Below are 14455 nucleotides of genomic sequence, written 5' to 3'. Positions count from 1 at the left end.
TTTCGCTGCCGACACCAATCGTTTAAAAACGGTTGGTGTTTTGACGTCAATCAAAGGTGAATTGTCTCTGTATAAAACATGATTTTTCCGGAACATGCGGTAAAAAACAAAACTTTTTACTCTTTTGTTTCACTATAAAATGAAAACGGTTTCGTATGCGCAGTATATTTAACCTATCACAATTGCTCCAGCAGAAACGGACAGGAAGGATAGAAAAACAGATGAAATACATGAATTCAAGGCAGAAAAAGATTTTGTATCTGTTGTTATCTGAACCTGATGACTACTTAGTTGTGCAAGATTTCGCAGACAGGGTCCGCTGTTCTGAAAAAACGATCAGGAATGATTTGAAAACGATTGAAGATTTCCTGAATGAACATGCTCAAGCTCAGCTGATCCGCAAACCGGGATTAGGCGTCTATTTACATATATCTGAACAGGAAAGGTCACGGTTAAGCCGGCAAATTTATAATGAGCACTTTACGTGCGGGCACAAGACCGATGAAGAAAGAATACTTCACATCGCTTATGATTTATTAATGAATTCAAAGCCCGTTTCCGCAAAAGAAATTGCCGCACAGCATTTTGTAAACAGAGCTTCCATTAAAAAGGATGTAAGTGCGGTTGAGGAGTGGCTGAAGCGATTTGATCTCATACTGGTTTCTAAACAGCGGCTTGGCTTAAAGATTGAAGGGGACGAAAAAAACAAAAGAAAAGCATTGGCGCGAATTTCAGATTTGATTGATAATACGGAGTTTACAAGCCAATTTATAAAAAGTAAGTTTTTAAGTCATGAAGCGGACTTTGTGAGAAAAGAAATCAAGTTATTACAAAAAAACCATTCTATCTATTTTACGGATGAAACATTTGAAAGTTTGCTGCTGCATACATTGCTGACTATCCGCCGTATCAAAATGAAACAGCCGGTCGCCATTTCTGCAAGACAGCTGGACGCGGTAAAAAAGAAGAAAGAATATGAATGGACACTGGCTTGTTTAAAACGGCTTGAGCCGGTATTTGCCATCCGGTTTCCTGAGGAAGAAGCCGTCTATTTAACTTTACATATAATAGGCGGGAAAGTCCGCTATCCATCGCAGCAAGAAAAGAAGCTTGATCTTGAAGATTCTGAGCTTTCCAAAGTCGTCAGGCATTTGATCAATCGTGTTTCAGAACTGCAAATGCTGGATTTTCATAAAGACCAGGAACTAATCAACGGATTGAACATTCATCTCGATCCGGTGTTGAAGCGGCTGAGCTATGATCTCTCTGTTTCAAACCCCATGCTTCACGACATCAAAAAAATGTACCCTTATTTGTTTCATCTTATCATTGACGTTTTAGAAGACATCAATCAAACATTTGATCTTTATATTCCTGAAGAAGAGGCGGCCTATTTGACGCTGCATTTTCAGGCAGCGATCGAACGGCTGCGCCGAAACAGTCATAACCCTAAAAGGACGATCATCGTCTGCCATATGGGCATTGGCATGTCGCAATTGCTGCGGACTAAAATTGAACGCAAATTTCATCACATTACGGTAAAAGACTGTATCGCAAAAGCGGAGCTGACAGAGTATATCAAAAAGCATAAAGATATAGATTTCGTCATTTCTACGATAGGGCTTGGAAATGTAACGATCCCTCATATTGTCGTATCACCGCTTTTGGAGTCTGCTGATGAAAAGAAGCTCAGCGCATTTATGCAACAGCTTGATACATCACATCGCCGGGAGCAAAAAACGTTTAAAATGCTGAACGACACGACTCCGTTTCTCGTTTTTTTACAGCAAGAGACAGAGCACCGTTATCAGGTCATTGAAAAGCTGGCGCAGGCTTTGTATGAAAAAGGCTATGTAGAAAAAGAGTATGGCATTCATGCAGTAATGAGAGAAAAAATGTCGGCGACAAATATCGGGGCGGGTATTGCCATCCCTCACGCGAACTCTAAATATATCAAACAATCAGCCATTGCAATCGCCACCTTAAAAGAGCCGATTGAATGGGGGACAGAAAAGGTGTCGCTCGTTTTTATGCTTGCCGTCAAACACGAAGATCAAAACAAGGTAAAGCAATTATTCAGTGAGCTTTCCTATCTTAGCGAGCAGCCGGCATTTATTCAAAAACTGACGGAAGAAAAAAATGTGATGACGTTTTTATCGTATTTAAACTATTAAAAGCAGGGAATGGCTCCCTGCTTTTTTTCTGTTTATAGGGAAAAATGCCGTTATTTCCGGAACTTATGGTAAAAAAACGCGCTTATCACAGGCTGATTTCAGTATAAAGTTGAGACAAGATCTTGAAATTCAGACTGCAAAGGAGGATTTATATGAAACTGTTAGCGATTACATCATGTCCGAACGGCATTGCCCATACGTATATGGCTGCTGAAAATTTACAAAAAGCAGCCGGCAGATTAGGCGTTGAGATCAAAGTGGAAACCCAGGGCGGAATCGGGGTGGAAAATAGGCTGACCGAAGAGGAAATCCGGGAAGCAGACGCAATCATTATCGCGGCGGACCGCTCGGTGAACAAAGACCGATTCGCGGGAAAAAAGCTGCTGGCCGTCGGGGTTCAGGAAGGCATCCGCAAACCGGAAGAATTAATTCAAAAAGCGCTTAGCAGTGAAGTGCCGGTCTATCAATCTGCTTCAAAAGCTGAATCCGCAAGTCAGCAGGGCAAAAAACAAAACCCGATTTACCGTCATTTAATGAACGGCGTTTCTTTTATGGTTCCTTTCATTGTCGTCGGCGGATTATTGATAGCGGTTGCATTGACGCTTGGAGGAGAAAAAACACCAAAGGGCTTAGTCATTCCGGACGAGTCTTTTTGGAAGACGATTGAACAGATCGGCAGTGCTTCTTTTTCATTCATGATCCCGATTTTAGCCGGGTACATCGCGTTCAGCATCGCTGATAAGCCGGGTCTTGTCCCCGGAATGATCGGCGGATATATTGCGGCATCCGGCAGCTTTTACGACAGTGCAAGCGGCGCAGGATTTCTTGGAGGAATCATTGCGGGATTTTTGGCGGGATATGCGGCGCTTGGAATCAAAAAATGTAAAGTTCCTAAAGCAATACAGCCGATTATGCCGATCATTATTATTCCGGTGTTTGCCTCACTGATCGTCGGTTTGGCGTTTGTATTTCTGATCGGCGCCCCCGTCGCTCATATTTTCGCATCATTAACGGTTTGGCTTGCGGGAATGAAAGGTTCGAGTTCAATTCTTCTGGCATTGATTTTAGGAGCGATGATCTCCTTTGATATGGGAGGACCCGTAAACAAGGTGGCCTTTCTTTTCGGATCGGCAATGATCGGAGAAGGAAATTATGAAATCATGGGCCCGATTGCCGTTTCCATTTGTATACCGCCGATAGGGCTTGGGATTGCAACGTTTTTAGGAAAAAGAAAATTCGCCGCCGCAGAAAAAGAAATGGGAAAAGCATCATTTACGATGGGCCTTTTCGGTATCACGGAAGGAGCCATTCCATTTGCGGCCCAAGACCCCCTTCGTGTGATCCCGAGTATTATGGCGGGTTCTATGACCGGATCGGTGATAGCGATGATCGGCCATGTGGGGGACAGAGTGGCACACGGCGGCCCCATCGTTGCTGTACTTGGAGCAGTAGATCATGTACTGATGTTTTTTATCGCTGTAACAGCAGGTTCTCTTGTCACCGCTCTGTTGGTTAATGTACTGAAGAAAGATATGGCGAAATCCCCCGCGCCCGGCGAGGTGCTGCCGTCTGCCGCACCAAATGAAGCTGCAGCGGCAAAAGAAACAAAGGAACCATCTCAGGCTGACAGCCGAAAAGCCGGGATGACCGAAATCAAAAAACTGACTGACATTATCAGTACGGACTTGATTGAACCGCATTTATCCGGCGAAACGAGGGATGACATTATCGATGAAATGATCGAGAAAATGTCCCGTAAAGGTATGCTGCTGTCTGACAGCGGATTTAAGCAGGCCATTTTGAGCCGGGAACAGCAGGGAACCACGGCGATAGGTATGAATATCGCCATTCCGCACGGAAAGTCTGAAGCCGTCAAAACGCCGGGTGTCGCATTCGGAATAAGACGTTCGGGTGTTGACTGGAACAGCCTTGATGGTTCTGATGCAAAACTGATTTTTATGATTGCCGTACCGAAGGAAAGCGGCGGAAATCAGCATCTGAAAATATTGCAGATGTTATCCCGAAAACTGATGGATGACAGCTATCGGGAAAGGCTGCTCTCCGTTCAGACAAAAGAAGAGGCGTATGAGCTTCTGGAAGAAATCGAATAAAGCGGGGGATGATCATGTCTACTGAACCGATATTTTTCAATCCGGTTTTCAAAGAAAGAATCTGGGGAGGCGCCGCCCTGCGTGATTTTCACTATAATATTCCGTCCGAGCGGACAGGGGAGTGCTGGGCCTTCGCCGCTCATCAAAATGGACAGAGCACAGTTCGAAACGGCATGTATAAAGGATGTACGCTCGGTGAATTGTGGGAGCATCACAGAGATTTATTCGGAAACCTTGAAGGAGACCGTTTTCCTCTTCTTACAAAAATTTTGGACGCGGACCAAGACCTGTCAGTTCAGGTGCATCCGAATGATGACTTTGCCAAAATGCATGAAAACGGGGAACTTGGAAAAACCGAATGCTGGTATATCATTGATTGTGAAAAAGATGCGGAGATCATTTTCGGCCACAACGCAACAACAAAAGAAGAACTGATGTCCATGATTGAGCGGGGAGAATGGGACGGGCTCCTGAACAGAGTTAAGGTAATGCCGGGAGATTTCTTCTTTGTCCCAAGCGGCACCGTACACGCGATTGGAAAGGGCACACTTATTTTAGAGACGCAGCAAAATTCAGATACGACTTACAGATTGTATGACTACGGAAGAAAAGATGCGGACGGCAGGATGCGCGAGCTCCATTTGAAAAAAAGTATAGAAGTGATAGACGTTCCATCTGTCCGTGAACGGCCGACCGTTCAATATAAACAAACAGATGATTTGCTGGCAGCTGTTTTAATAGAATGTCCTTATTTTTCAGTCGAAAAGTGGGTTGTAAAAGGTGAAGCAAATCTATTCCAGCATCATCCCTTCCTTCTTGTCAGCGTGATCGAAGGAGACGGAATAATGATTGCAGGCGGGCATGAATATCCCTTTAGAAAAGGAGATCATATTCTCCTGCCTTCCGGTTTGGGAGAATATAAACTGGCAGGCCATGCAAATTGTATTGTGTCTCATCTGTGATCCTCAAAACCCTTCTCTGGCATCAGAGAAGGGTTTTACAAAAAGGGCGAAATCTCCAGTGTATCAGTGTTTTCGTTCCTGAATTTATTCTCTCAATTTGTATATCTCCCGAGCCATTGATTCAAGTATGTACATAGCGGGGATTTGGGTGGTGATATTCGCATTTTCAACCCATTCTTCCGTCACGTAATATGAAATATTCACATCGGACATTTTGGCAATGGTTGAATGTTTATGATTTGTAATACTGATGACCCGGCTGCCTTCTTGTTTCAGCTGATTCAGATGAGTCACCGTAGAATCTCCTTCACCTGAAACCGATAATGCGATTGTGATGCTGTTATGGCGGAAATGGGAATGGGCCGGAAAGTAAGGATCTTTAATATACATTGAAAGTTTCCCTAAGCACGAAAAATATCTGGCTCCGTATTCGGCGAGAATTCCTGAACTTCCCACTCCGATAAAAATAACGCTTTCTGCATCCGCCGCAAGGGCTGCTGCTTCCTTCAGCTTTTCTTCCATCCCTCCGCTTACTGTTCTTTCAAAAAATTCGGCAACGGAATGATGGGGACTCTTTAAAATCGTTTTTTTATTTGCCTCCGTATACATTTTCAGCTTCACCTTAAACTCCGAAAACCCTTCACAGTTTATTTTTTTGCAGAAACGTAAAATAGAAGCCGTAGATACATGGGTTTCATTTGCCAATTCACGGATTCGCATATAGACGACTTTCTCGCTGTTTTGGGAGATGTAGTTGTATAAAGAAGTTTCAAGCTCGTTAAATGAAGCAATCATTTCGTGTGTGAACATGCAGGGGGATTCTCCTTTTTATGAGAATGGTGAATGTACATCTAATCGTAACATATCATTTTTAAAAGAAACATAGTGTTATATTTATGTGACAAATCACTTTTTGTGTCATTCAAAACAAGACGTCAGCCAATGATTTACGGCGCAAAACAACTGCGGATATAATTCGTTCATACGCTTTATGCATGATCTCTTCAAGGGTCTCTGACAAAAGCGGCCGAAAAAAGGAGGACAATATGAGTATCAAACTGATAGCAGTTGATATGGACGGAACGTTTTTGAATGATGAAATGGCATATAACAAAGAGCGTTTTATGAATCAGTATCGTGAATTAAAATCGCGGGGGATTAAATTTGCCGTAGCAAGCGGAAACCAATATGCGCAGCTTACATCCTTCTTTCCGGAAATCAAAAGTGAAATCGCTTTCGTTGCTGAGAATGGCGCTTTCGTCGTGAATGCCGGAGAAGAATTATTCGCGGGTAACATGTCTGAAGACACTATAAAAGCAGTGATCCTTGCTTTAGAGCAGTATGAGGTGAAAAACGTCATTGTCTGCGGAAAAAAAAGCGCGTATATTCATGAAAATGCCGGTGAAGATGAATATCTGCATGCCAGTAAGTATTATTATGTGTTAAAAAGGGTGCCGCATTTTGAAAACATCGATGATGACATTTTGAAATTTTCCATCAGCTTTCCCGCCGAACATTGTTCCGCACTTCTGAGCTATTTAAAAAACGCAATCGGGTCTTTCGTTACGCCTGTATCAAGCGGGCACGGTGACATAGATCTGATCATACCGGGGCTTCATAAAGCGAGCGGGATTAAGCTTCTCCAGAAACAATGGGGGATGGGTGATGAAGAGTGTGCGGCCTTCGGAGACAGCGGCAATGATCTGGAGATGGTGTCCGCCGTGAAATACGGGGTCGCCATGGATAATGCGCAGGAAAGCATTAAACAGGCTGCCGCGCATATCACGCAATCAAACAATGAAGAAGGGGTCTTAAATGCGATTGATTCCATTCTAAAATGTGAAAAACCCTTTGTCTGAAAAAGACGTTTTAACTGCGGAGGTGCTGAACGATGATTAAATTAGTGATTACGGATTTAGACGGTACATTTTTAAATAATCAAGGCGATTTTGACAGAACGTTATTTGAAAAGACAAAACGAGTAATGGAGGAACAGCATGTCGCTTTCGCCATCTGCACCGGGAAGCAGTGTGAAAGAGTGGAAGCTTTATTCGGAGAAGATGCGAAAGATTTTTGGATTTTAGGAGACAGTGCCACACGTATAAAAAAGAACGGCAAGTTCGTATATGAATCTTTGATCAGCAATGAAGCGGGACTGTCAATTATAGGCGCTTTAGAAAAAATCAGCTGCGGGCATAGCATTATCGCATGCACAAAAAATGGTGCGATCGTAAAAGAAAATCTGTCTGAAAGTGAGATGAAATATGTAAATGCCTCTTATGCACATGTAACGAAAATAACTGATTTTACTGAGATAAAAGATGATTTTATCAAGATTACGGTTCATGATCCCGACGCCAACTGTCCGGAAACGAGAGAAAAGCTGCATGAATTTTTTCACCAATTATATATCGTAGCATCAGAGGATACCTGGATGGACATAGCAAATATCGGAATACATAAAGGAACAACAGTACAAGAACTGCAGCGATTATTAGGGGTTTCGGCTGATGAAACAATGGCGTTCGGAGACGGCCGCAATGACAAAGAATTGATGGAAGCGGCATCCTACAGCTTTGCGGTTAAGAATGCCATTGACGAAATAAAAGATGCGGCGCACTTTGTCATCAAATCAAATGAGGAAAGCAGCGTTATGCACACGATTATGAGAATATTAGCGCTGCAAAAACAATGAGCTAAAATCAATGCGGCAGGACTTACTAGGGATAGAAAAAGCGGGCTATCCTCAGACTTTAATTCACTCCTGATTTTCCTAAAGTATGTTAAAAATGAATAAATATCTATATTTGACTCGATGGTATTGGTATAATATGTATAAAATGAATGAAGCGGTTTAATATCAAGATGAAAAAAATCACTTCATATCAGACAAAAAGCAGGAACTGCCTCGTTTTGAAATTGGGAGGTGTTTGTATTAGCCCGCTGTTGAGCCCCGCGTATATCATTCTTATTTTTCTTCCGGCAGCTTCTTTTCTGTTAGGGATTTTAGGATATTTCATCTTTAAAAAAGTATGGATGATGGTTGTTATTGTATTCTTTTTGTCCTTGATATTCATGTTTATTGTAATAGGTGCCGAACCGACATTTTTCATTTGGGTGGCTATGATGACGGGGAGCTGTTTTGTCTCCGGTTCAATCACTAAGACGATATGGACTTTCGCAAAGAGAAAATATTAGACAGAAGAATCCTGTTTGAACAGCTATCCTTTTTTTGTCGATTGAAGAAAAAGAAGTATAGAGTTATCCGTTATGTTCTTATATTTTGTCTGTTGTTGTCAGATCGGGCTTTCTGTTGAAAATGTCTGTCTATCGTTTTGTTCTTTTTTAACTAAACGGAGCACTATAATTGAACTGTAGATACATAGAAAAACAAAAAAGGATAAGGAGGATTTTTATGTTTCAAACCTTAGACCATTTTTTGAAATCTTGGGAATTCGAAGCCGATGCGACACAAAAACTGCTGAATCATCTGACTGATGAATCACTTAAACAAGAAATCACTTCACAACATTGGACTTTGGGCCGTATTGCATGGCATACTGTCGCTGCCATTCACATCATTACCTCAAACACAGATTTAACGTTTCACGCTCCGGCCGAAGATTATCCTGTTCCTGCATCGGCGCGGTTTATTGCTGAGAGTTATCATCAAGCCAGTAATGCATTTGTACAGGCGTTAAAAACGCAATGGACTGACGATACACTTCAAGAATGTGTCAACTTTATTGGTCAGCAATTGCCAAATGGTTCACTTTTGATGTTTTTAATTCAACATCAAAACCATCATCGAGGACAAATGACTGTCCTTATGAGACAAGCAGGTTTACCTGTTCCGGGTATTTACGGTCCGGCAAAAGAGGAATGGACTAAATTCGGTTTGGAAGCTCCGAAATAGGATATTGTTGTAAGGGCTCGAATGAATAGATGATACCAATCGATGTTGGTATCTTTTTTGTTTTTTAGAGTTATTAAACCGGTATCCATGACATGCAGACGAATCAACAGTTCAAAAGATGTAAATTAAGGTCAATAAATACAGAAAGGTGATTATGATGATAACTAAAATGACGCGATTCAATATGAAAGACTTCAATAAACCAAACGAATCTTTCGTTGTTTCAGGGAGAATCATCCCTTCATTTGAAAACAATGTTTGGACATATACAGAGGAGAAATTTGCTGAACCTTATGTCAAAAAATATGATGATGAAGACATTGATGTCAGTTATATTGAAGAAGAGGATAAAGTTGTCTTTTTTTATTACGCAGAGAACGACTGTGTCGGCCGGAGTAAGCTTCGTTCTAATTGGAATGGATACGCACTGATTGAAGACATTGCCGTTGCAGAAGATTATAGAAAAAATGGTGTCGGGACGGCTTTATTGCATAAAGCGGTTGAGTGGGCAAAGGAGAATCATTTATGCGGTCTTATGCTTGAAACACAAGATATTAATGTTTCAGCTTGTCATTTTTATGCCAAAAATAACTTTGTCATAGGAGCGGTCGATACAATGCTATATTCCAATTTTTCAACAGCAAATGAAATTGCGGTTTTTTGGTACTGTAAATTTTAAATATAACAGTATTTGATGTTTCGTCATTCAGCGGGTGTGTCGCGAAGTATTCAAAACATCGGCTTGAGGATTTATAATAAGGTATATCAATCAATGCAGGGGGAGTTATGGATGAAGTGCAAAATCCTTTGTTGACCCTGCACTGGGGAAAAATGTCTTGTTTATGATGGGCGTCCTTTGCGGAGGCCTGATATTCGGCACTGCTGCAGGATTTGTGTCTATGGTTCCTTATATGATGAAAGATGTTCACCATTTAAGTACTGCGGCAATTGGAAGCGGGATTATGTTTCCTGGAACGATGAGCGTCATCATCTTCGGTTACATTGGAGGATGGCTTGTTGATCGGAAAGGTTCTTTATATGTGCTGACCATTGGGATTGCATTGATGTCTTCCAGCTTTTTAATCGCTGCCTTTTTTATAGATGCGACACCTTGGCTCATGACCGTTATCATCGTTTTTGTTTTTGGGGGGCTCTCCTTCACAAAAACGGTTATATCTACAATGGTATCTGGCAGTTTGAAACAAAAGGAAGCCGGCGCCGGAATGAGTCTGCTTAATTTTACCAGCTTTCTATCAGAGGGAACGGGTATTTCGATTGCAGGCGGTTTATTATCGACCCGCTTGCTGGATCAAAGGCTGCTGCCTGTTAACGCTGATCATTCCGCTTATTTGTACAGTAATATGCTCATTCTTTTTGCAGGAATCATCGTTATGAGCTGGCTGGTAAACATGAATGTCTATAAACGTTCGCAAAGGAATGACTAAAAAGGGAAAAGGATCAAACTTGATAAAAGTTTTGATCCTTTTTTTGAGGAGCTTCCTTATTCCGAAACCTTTTTTCGATCAATGAAAGGGGAGTTAAAGTGAATTACATTTATAAGAAAAAGGAAAAGAAAAATGGAAATTGTATCATTTCAATCAGAGATAAATGGGAGAATGCACTTATTGAGTTTGAACAAAAAAATAATCAAATTGAGATCATGATCAATTATCGTAACGAGAAAATAACCAAGTTTTCACTGCCAATCGAGACTTTTGAGAAAGTGTATGAGGATATTAAAATAGGCCGGAGAGAAAGTTAATCATTCTGTTTGAAAATGACCATGATGTTCGTAAGCAGTATGGTTTTAACACGCATTTGGATTTCCCTGGCAAAGTAAAGGTTTTTGGGGATTTATGTTAAAATAATAGTAAGAACCTTGTGCAGCGGACAGGGAGTTTCGTTGCTTTATAAGGAGAGGGAACTATGAAAAAAAATATTCACATACTGGGAGCCTCCGGAGTCGGAACTTCAACATTGGGTGTTGCATTATCAAAGCATTTGCCTCATACGCATCTTGATACTGATGATTACTATTGGACAGATAAATTCACTAAGAAAAGAGAAATTCCTGAAAGAAGAAAGTTGCTTGAAAAAGACTTGACAATAAATGAGAAATGGATTCTTTCTGGCGCAGTGTGCGGCTGGGGCGATGATCTAAAAAGTTACTTTGACCTTGTCATCTTCTTATGGATTCCGCAAGATATACGGCTTGAGAGATTAAGGCATAGGGAATTTCAGCGTTATGGAAACGAAGTGTTAGCCGGCGGCAGTAAATATGAACAATCAAAAACATTTTTAGAGTGGGCTTCTTTATATGATAATGCTGGAATGGAAGTTAGAAGCAAAGCTTTACACGAACATTGGATGGCAGATTTATCTTGTCCATTGCTAAAAATTGAAGGAGATTACTCAGTCAATGAAAGAGTTGATCGTGTCTTGGATTATCTGAATTCTAATTAAACTAACGGACGGAGATAACTGGAAAACCAAAATTCAAAGACAGTTCCGGCCATTTTTTTAACGGAGCTGTTTTTTTATACCGCTTTCAGTTTCTCTGTTGTGAAGTGATTTATTTTCGGCAGTATCCCACAATAGAGAAGTGATTTGTTCTTCGTTAAGTTCTCCGTTGGAGTATCTCTCTAAAATTCTTATAAATCGTTCATCACCTAATTAATTATTTCTTTGTTTATTTTTATTCTCCATCTCATTTTCAGACCGAATTAAAGCCCTCTCATAACGAGAAGGGCTTTCCGCCTTTTAATACTTTCTCCTTAAAAAGAAGGGGAAGGCTCTATCCGTTTATCCCTCGTATCGTTTATTAATCAACTCTGTAAACATGGGGAATTATTGGTTAACTTGGAATTTTTTCAATCCAAACAAATATCTTTAAAAAAGTTACCGGCAACTTTCTGGGGCATATCGCAGTGTTCGATTGTTTAGTCCCTTTTTTTTATAATCTTTACAAATCTGAAAAAGTCATCATCATCCGGCAGGGGCTTGTCACCTTCGCGTCCATTGCAATGCATATGCGGATCAGAGTGATGTTCATTGTAGAACTCTACGATATGGAATCCGCACTTATTCACATAGAAGTTGATATTTCGCTTTTCAAAATAAGGTGTCACGGTTTCCCAAAGCACAGTATCCGGATACTGTGCTTCTATGGCTTTCCAAGCAGAAAGACCAATCCCCTGGCTGTGATGTTCTGGAGATACATAGAATAAATCTAGCGAATTATGATGTGTTTCGCTGTTGATACGTACTACTGCACCACCTACCTTCTCACCATCCCGAAGAATATGATATACGACTGCTCCGGGAGCGTCGAAAGACTCCTGAACATCATTGTCCGATGGAATCGGTCCATCTTCGCAATCACCGAACGTTTCAATCACGGCGATCGCAAAGGCCTCTTGTAATTTTTTTTGGAATTCTGGCAGATCAGATTCCTTTGCTGGTTCCAGAATAACTTTTGGTTCCTTTTTTGTTTTCATGATTGCTCACTCCCTCAGTTGCTGAAATAACGAGTTCAGTCGTTCAGTGTAATTCCAGCTGCTCTGCCGCTCTTTCTTCCGCGGTAAATTTGGCGTTAAAATACTTCAAAAGCTTTTTCCTGTCTTTTTGTATTTTTTCTTTGTTTCATTGGAAAACAAGCTGCATGTAACCCTTATTTACTATCGTTCACTACCGTATTAAGTGTCGTATGCGGGATTTGTCATCATTCTCGAATTTTTCCTGCGAAAAGTTACAAAAATAGTCGAATGGGCCGCCTTTGACTATGAACATGCGTAAAAGATTCAATTTACTTTCGATCATGAGCAATGCACATTGAGTAAACTCCGGTGGATTTATTAGCCCAAAGAAGCCTAAATGATATAAAAATAACTAGTATATATATCAAATCTATCCGTTTAATGCCCGCTTCAGTCAACAACAAATTTGAAGTCATGCAATCTGTGCAAAGGGATTATTTCTGTATTGATTTTTCCGAATGCAGCGGAGTTGCTTTAGGACTCCCGTTTACTTTGCCGTACGTCAGCTTGCGCCATACTAATTCCATCGGACCGTACTTAAATCGTTTCAACCACAATGTACTAAAGCTCATAAGCACGAAGTACACGGCCAGACTGAACATGAACGTGCCGGCGGATTGAATATGATCCGCAAGCCCGAATCCGTACCTGAGGAACAGAACTGTTCCAATGATAGAGTGAAGCAGATAACAGGTCAATGACATCCGTCCGACTTTGGTGAATATCATCATAGGGCCTCGCAGCTGAGGAACATACAGAAACAGCATTGCAAAAGTGCTCATATAAAACATACTTCCGGTTAAGCCGCCATTTTGACCCAAGACAGAGGAAATGTCCTTCCACAGCATATTCTCAGAAAAATTAAACATGTCTAGTAATATACTGCTTTGTGTTATTAGAAAAGCGATTGTGCTAATGATCCAGATACGCTTCCATATGAACTTTTTCGCTTCCATGTCTTTGAAAAATTCCATCTTAACAAAGTACACGCCCAGCAGAAACATGAGAAACATGGAATAGATCATGGAGAAAGAGCCAGCAGCCATCGTGACCATATCTGTCCACCGAGTGCTGATGGATTCCATGTAGGTAAGGCTTGTGTGGCTAAACAAAGTAAACTCTGAAAAATTCGGGTTTTTTGACCCTGCAGTATTGATGACATTGTACAACATTGTGAAAACAGGAGTCAGGAATTGAAACACGATAAGTGCGATAATCCATCTAAGCACCGTTTTGGCCGTGCGTTGATAGAAGGCGAGTAACAGGAAGCCGCTTACGGCGTAAAAGGTCAATATGTCACCGACCCAAACAAATGTGATGTGCAAAATGCCAAACCCCAACAGGATAGATAACCTGCGGGCAAACAGCTTGTTGGGACTATCTACCTTCTGCGCGGCTCGATCCATAAAGATCATAAACCCAACTCCGAACAAGAAAGAGAATAATGTAACGAATTTCCCTTCGGCAAACCAGGAAACCAGATTGTGCAGGACGTCATCGGAGGCCATTTCGAATCCCTTTACTGAATCTACGATCAGAAAATAGTTGACAATAATAATGCCAAGCAAGGCAAATCCACGTACGATGTCCAGAAAATGAACCCGTTCCCGCAGACTCACTGGTTGCCCGCGTCCTTCTTTTTGTACAATCATATCAATACTCCTTTCCCATTTACCATTGCAATGTGCAGTGCGGATCTGAAAAACTTGAGCCTTACAATGGATAAATATAAAGACAGAATCTTAACAATTTATGA

General features: G+C 41.2%; 13 protein-coding genes and 1 pseudogene. 11 read left to right on the top strand and 3 right to left on the bottom strand.

Annotated features, from left to right (window positions below):
- The first annotated feature begins 221 nt into the window (after positions 1 to 221).
- The 3 genes from NYE28_RS14165 to manA all read left to right on the top strand — a co-directional run bounded on the left by NYE28_RS14165 (position 222) and on the right by manA (position 5247).
- Positions 222 to 2174, top strand: a complete 1953-nt coding sequence (locus NYE28_RS14165; RefSeq protein ID WP_015240267.1) for a BglG family transcription antiterminator — start codon at positions 222 to 224, stop codon at positions 2172 to 2174.
- Between the two features lie 152 nt (positions 2175 to 2326).
- A complete protein-coding gene (locus tag NYE28_RS14160; RefSeq protein WP_015240266.1) occupies positions 2327 to 4285 on the top strand; it encodes a fructose-specific PTS transporter subunit EIIC in 1959 nt (652 codons plus the stop codon).
- 14 nt (positions 4286 to 4299) lie between these two features.
- Positions 4300 to 5247 (top strand): mannose-6-phosphate isomerase, class I, encoded by a 948-nt coding sequence (gene manA, locus NYE28_RS14155; protein WP_015240265.1) that lies wholly within the window; start codon positions 4300 to 4302, stop codon positions 5245 to 5247.
- 84 nt (positions 5248 to 5331) lie between these two features.
- On the opposite strand, the gene NYE28_RS14150 is transcribed toward manA, so the two are convergent.
- Positions 5332 to 6057 carry a MurR/RpiR family transcriptional regulator gene (locus tag NYE28_RS14150; RefSeq protein WP_025285032.1) on the bottom strand — a complete coding sequence of 242 codons (726 nt, stop codon included), beginning with the start codon at positions 6055 to 6057 and terminating at the stop codon, positions 5332 to 5334.
- 236 nt (positions 6058 to 6293) lie between these two features.
- On the opposite strand from NYE28_RS14150, the gene NYE28_RS14145 reads away from it, so the two are divergent.
- The 8 genes and pseudogenes from NYE28_RS14145 to NYE28_RS14110 all read left to right on the top strand — a co-directional run bounded on the left by NYE28_RS14145 (position 6294) and on the right by NYE28_RS14110 (position 11626).
- Positions 6294 to 7106, top strand: coding sequence for a Cof-type HAD-IIB family hydrolase (locus tag NYE28_RS14145; RefSeq protein WP_100001556.1), 813 nt, complete (start codon positions 6294 to 6296; stop codon positions 7104 to 7106).
- A gap of 32 nt (positions 7107 to 7138) precedes the next feature.
- Positions 7139 to 7942 (top strand): HAD-IIB family hydrolase, encoded by an 804-nt coding sequence (locus NYE28_RS14140; RefSeq protein ID WP_025285030.1) that lies wholly within the window; start codon positions 7139 to 7141, stop codon positions 7940 to 7942.
- 149 nt (positions 7943 to 8091) lie between these two features.
- Positions 8092 to 8445: a DUF2651 family protein gene (locus NYE28_RS14135; protein WP_309193257.1), complete on the top strand. Its 354-nt coding sequence runs from the start codon at positions 8092 to 8094 to the stop codon at positions 8443 to 8445.
- A 217-nt stretch (positions 8446 to 8662) separates the two neighbouring features.
- On the top strand, positions 8663 to 9163 hold the full coding sequence (locus tag NYE28_RS14130; protein WP_100001555.1) for a DinB family protein: 501 nt from the start codon (positions 8663 to 8665) through the stop codon (positions 9161 to 9163).
- A 157-nt stretch (positions 9164 to 9320) separates the two neighbouring features.
- On the top strand, positions 9321 to 9842 hold the full coding sequence (gene satA / locus NYE28_RS14125; protein ID WP_032866673.1) for a streptothricin N-acetyltransferase SatA: 522 nt from the start codon (positions 9321 to 9323) through the stop codon (positions 9840 to 9842).
- A 127-nt stretch (positions 9843 to 9969) separates the two neighbouring features.
- Positions 9970 to 10608, top strand: a pseudogene (locus NYE28_RS14120) (MFS transporter); the annotation flags it as partial.
- 98 nt (positions 10609 to 10706) lie between these two features.
- A complete protein-coding gene (locus NYE28_RS14115) occupies positions 10707 to 10925 on the top strand; it encodes a hypothetical protein (protein WP_060562648.1) in 219 nt (72 codons plus the stop codon).
- 164 nt (positions 10926 to 11089) lie between these two features.
- Entirely contained in the window at positions 11090 to 11626 is a 537-nt protein-coding gene (locus tag NYE28_RS14110; RefSeq protein ID WP_032866675.1) for an AAA family ATPase, read from the top strand.
- Between the two features lie 476 nt (positions 11627 to 12102).
- Here NYE28_RS14110 and NYE28_RS14105 read toward each other — a convergent pair whose 3' ends face one another.
- Together NYE28_RS14105 and NYE28_RS14100 are read right to left on the bottom strand one after the other, a co-directional pair.
- Positions 12103 to 12660, bottom strand: a complete 558-nt coding sequence (locus NYE28_RS14105) for a GNAT family N-acetyltransferase (RefSeq protein ID WP_094031857.1) — start codon at positions 12658 to 12660, stop codon at positions 12103 to 12105.
- Between the two features lie 473 nt (positions 12661 to 13133).
- Positions 13134 to 14351: a DUF418 domain-containing protein gene (locus NYE28_RS14100; RefSeq protein ID WP_099566967.1), complete on the bottom strand. Its 1218-nt coding sequence runs from the start codon at positions 14349 to 14351 to the stop codon at positions 13134 to 13136.
- Between the last annotated feature and the right edge of the window lie 104 nt (positions 14352 to 14455).

It is taken from the genome of Bacillus sp. FSL R5-0443 (genome assembly GCF_038608285.1).
GTDB lineage: Bacteria > Bacillota > Bacilli > Bacillales > Bacillaceae > Bacillus > Bacillus velezensis.
Note: the sequence above shows the minus strand (reverse complement) of the source record. Positions and strands in the feature narration are given on the sequence as shown.

Bases quoted from the DNA above. Each gene is read 5' to 3' on its own strand.
- NYE28_RS14165 (WP_015240267.1), top strand. From the start codon at position 222: ATGAAATACATGAATTCAAGGCAGAAAAAGATTTTGTATCTGTTGTTA.
- NYE28_RS14160 (WP_015240266.1), top strand. From the start codon at position 2,327: ATGAAACTGTTAGCGATTACATCATGTCCGAACGGCATTGCCCATACG.
- manA (WP_015240265.1), top strand. From the start codon at position 4,300: ATGTCTACTGAACCGATATTTTTCAATCCGGTTTTCAAAGAAAGAATC.
- NYE28_RS14150 (WP_025285032.1), bottom strand. From the start codon at position 6,057: ATGTTCACACACGAAATGATTGCTTCATTTAACGAGCTTGAAACTTCT.
- NYE28_RS14145 (WP_100001556.1), top strand. From the start codon at position 6,294: ATGAGTATCAAACTGATAGCAGTTGATATGGACGGAACGTTTTTGAAT.
- NYE28_RS14140 (WP_025285030.1), top strand. From the start codon at position 7,139: ATGATTAAATTAGTGATTACGGATTTAGACGGTACATTTTTAAATAAT.
- NYE28_RS14135 (WP_309193257.1), top strand. From the start codon at position 8,092: ATGAAGCGGTTTAATATCAAGATGAAAAAAATCACTTCATATCAGACA.
- NYE28_RS14130 (WP_100001555.1), top strand. From the start codon at position 8,663: ATGTTTCAAACCTTAGACCATTTTTTGAAATCTTGGGAATTCGAAGCC.
- satA (WP_032866673.1), top strand. From the start codon at position 9,321: ATGATAACTAAAATGACGCGATTCAATATGAAAGACTTCAATAAACCA.
- NYE28_RS14110 (WP_032866675.1), top strand. From the start codon at position 11,090: ATGAAAAAAAATATTCACATACTGGGAGCCTCCGGAGTCGGAACTTCA.
- NYE28_RS14105 (WP_094031857.1), bottom strand. From the start codon at position 12,660: ATGAAAACAAAAAAGGAACCAAAAGTTATTCTGGAACCAGCAAAGGAA.
- NYE28_RS14100 (WP_099566967.1), bottom strand. From the start codon at position 14,351: ATGATTGTACAAAAAGAAGGACGCGGGCAACCAGTGAGTCTGCGGGAA.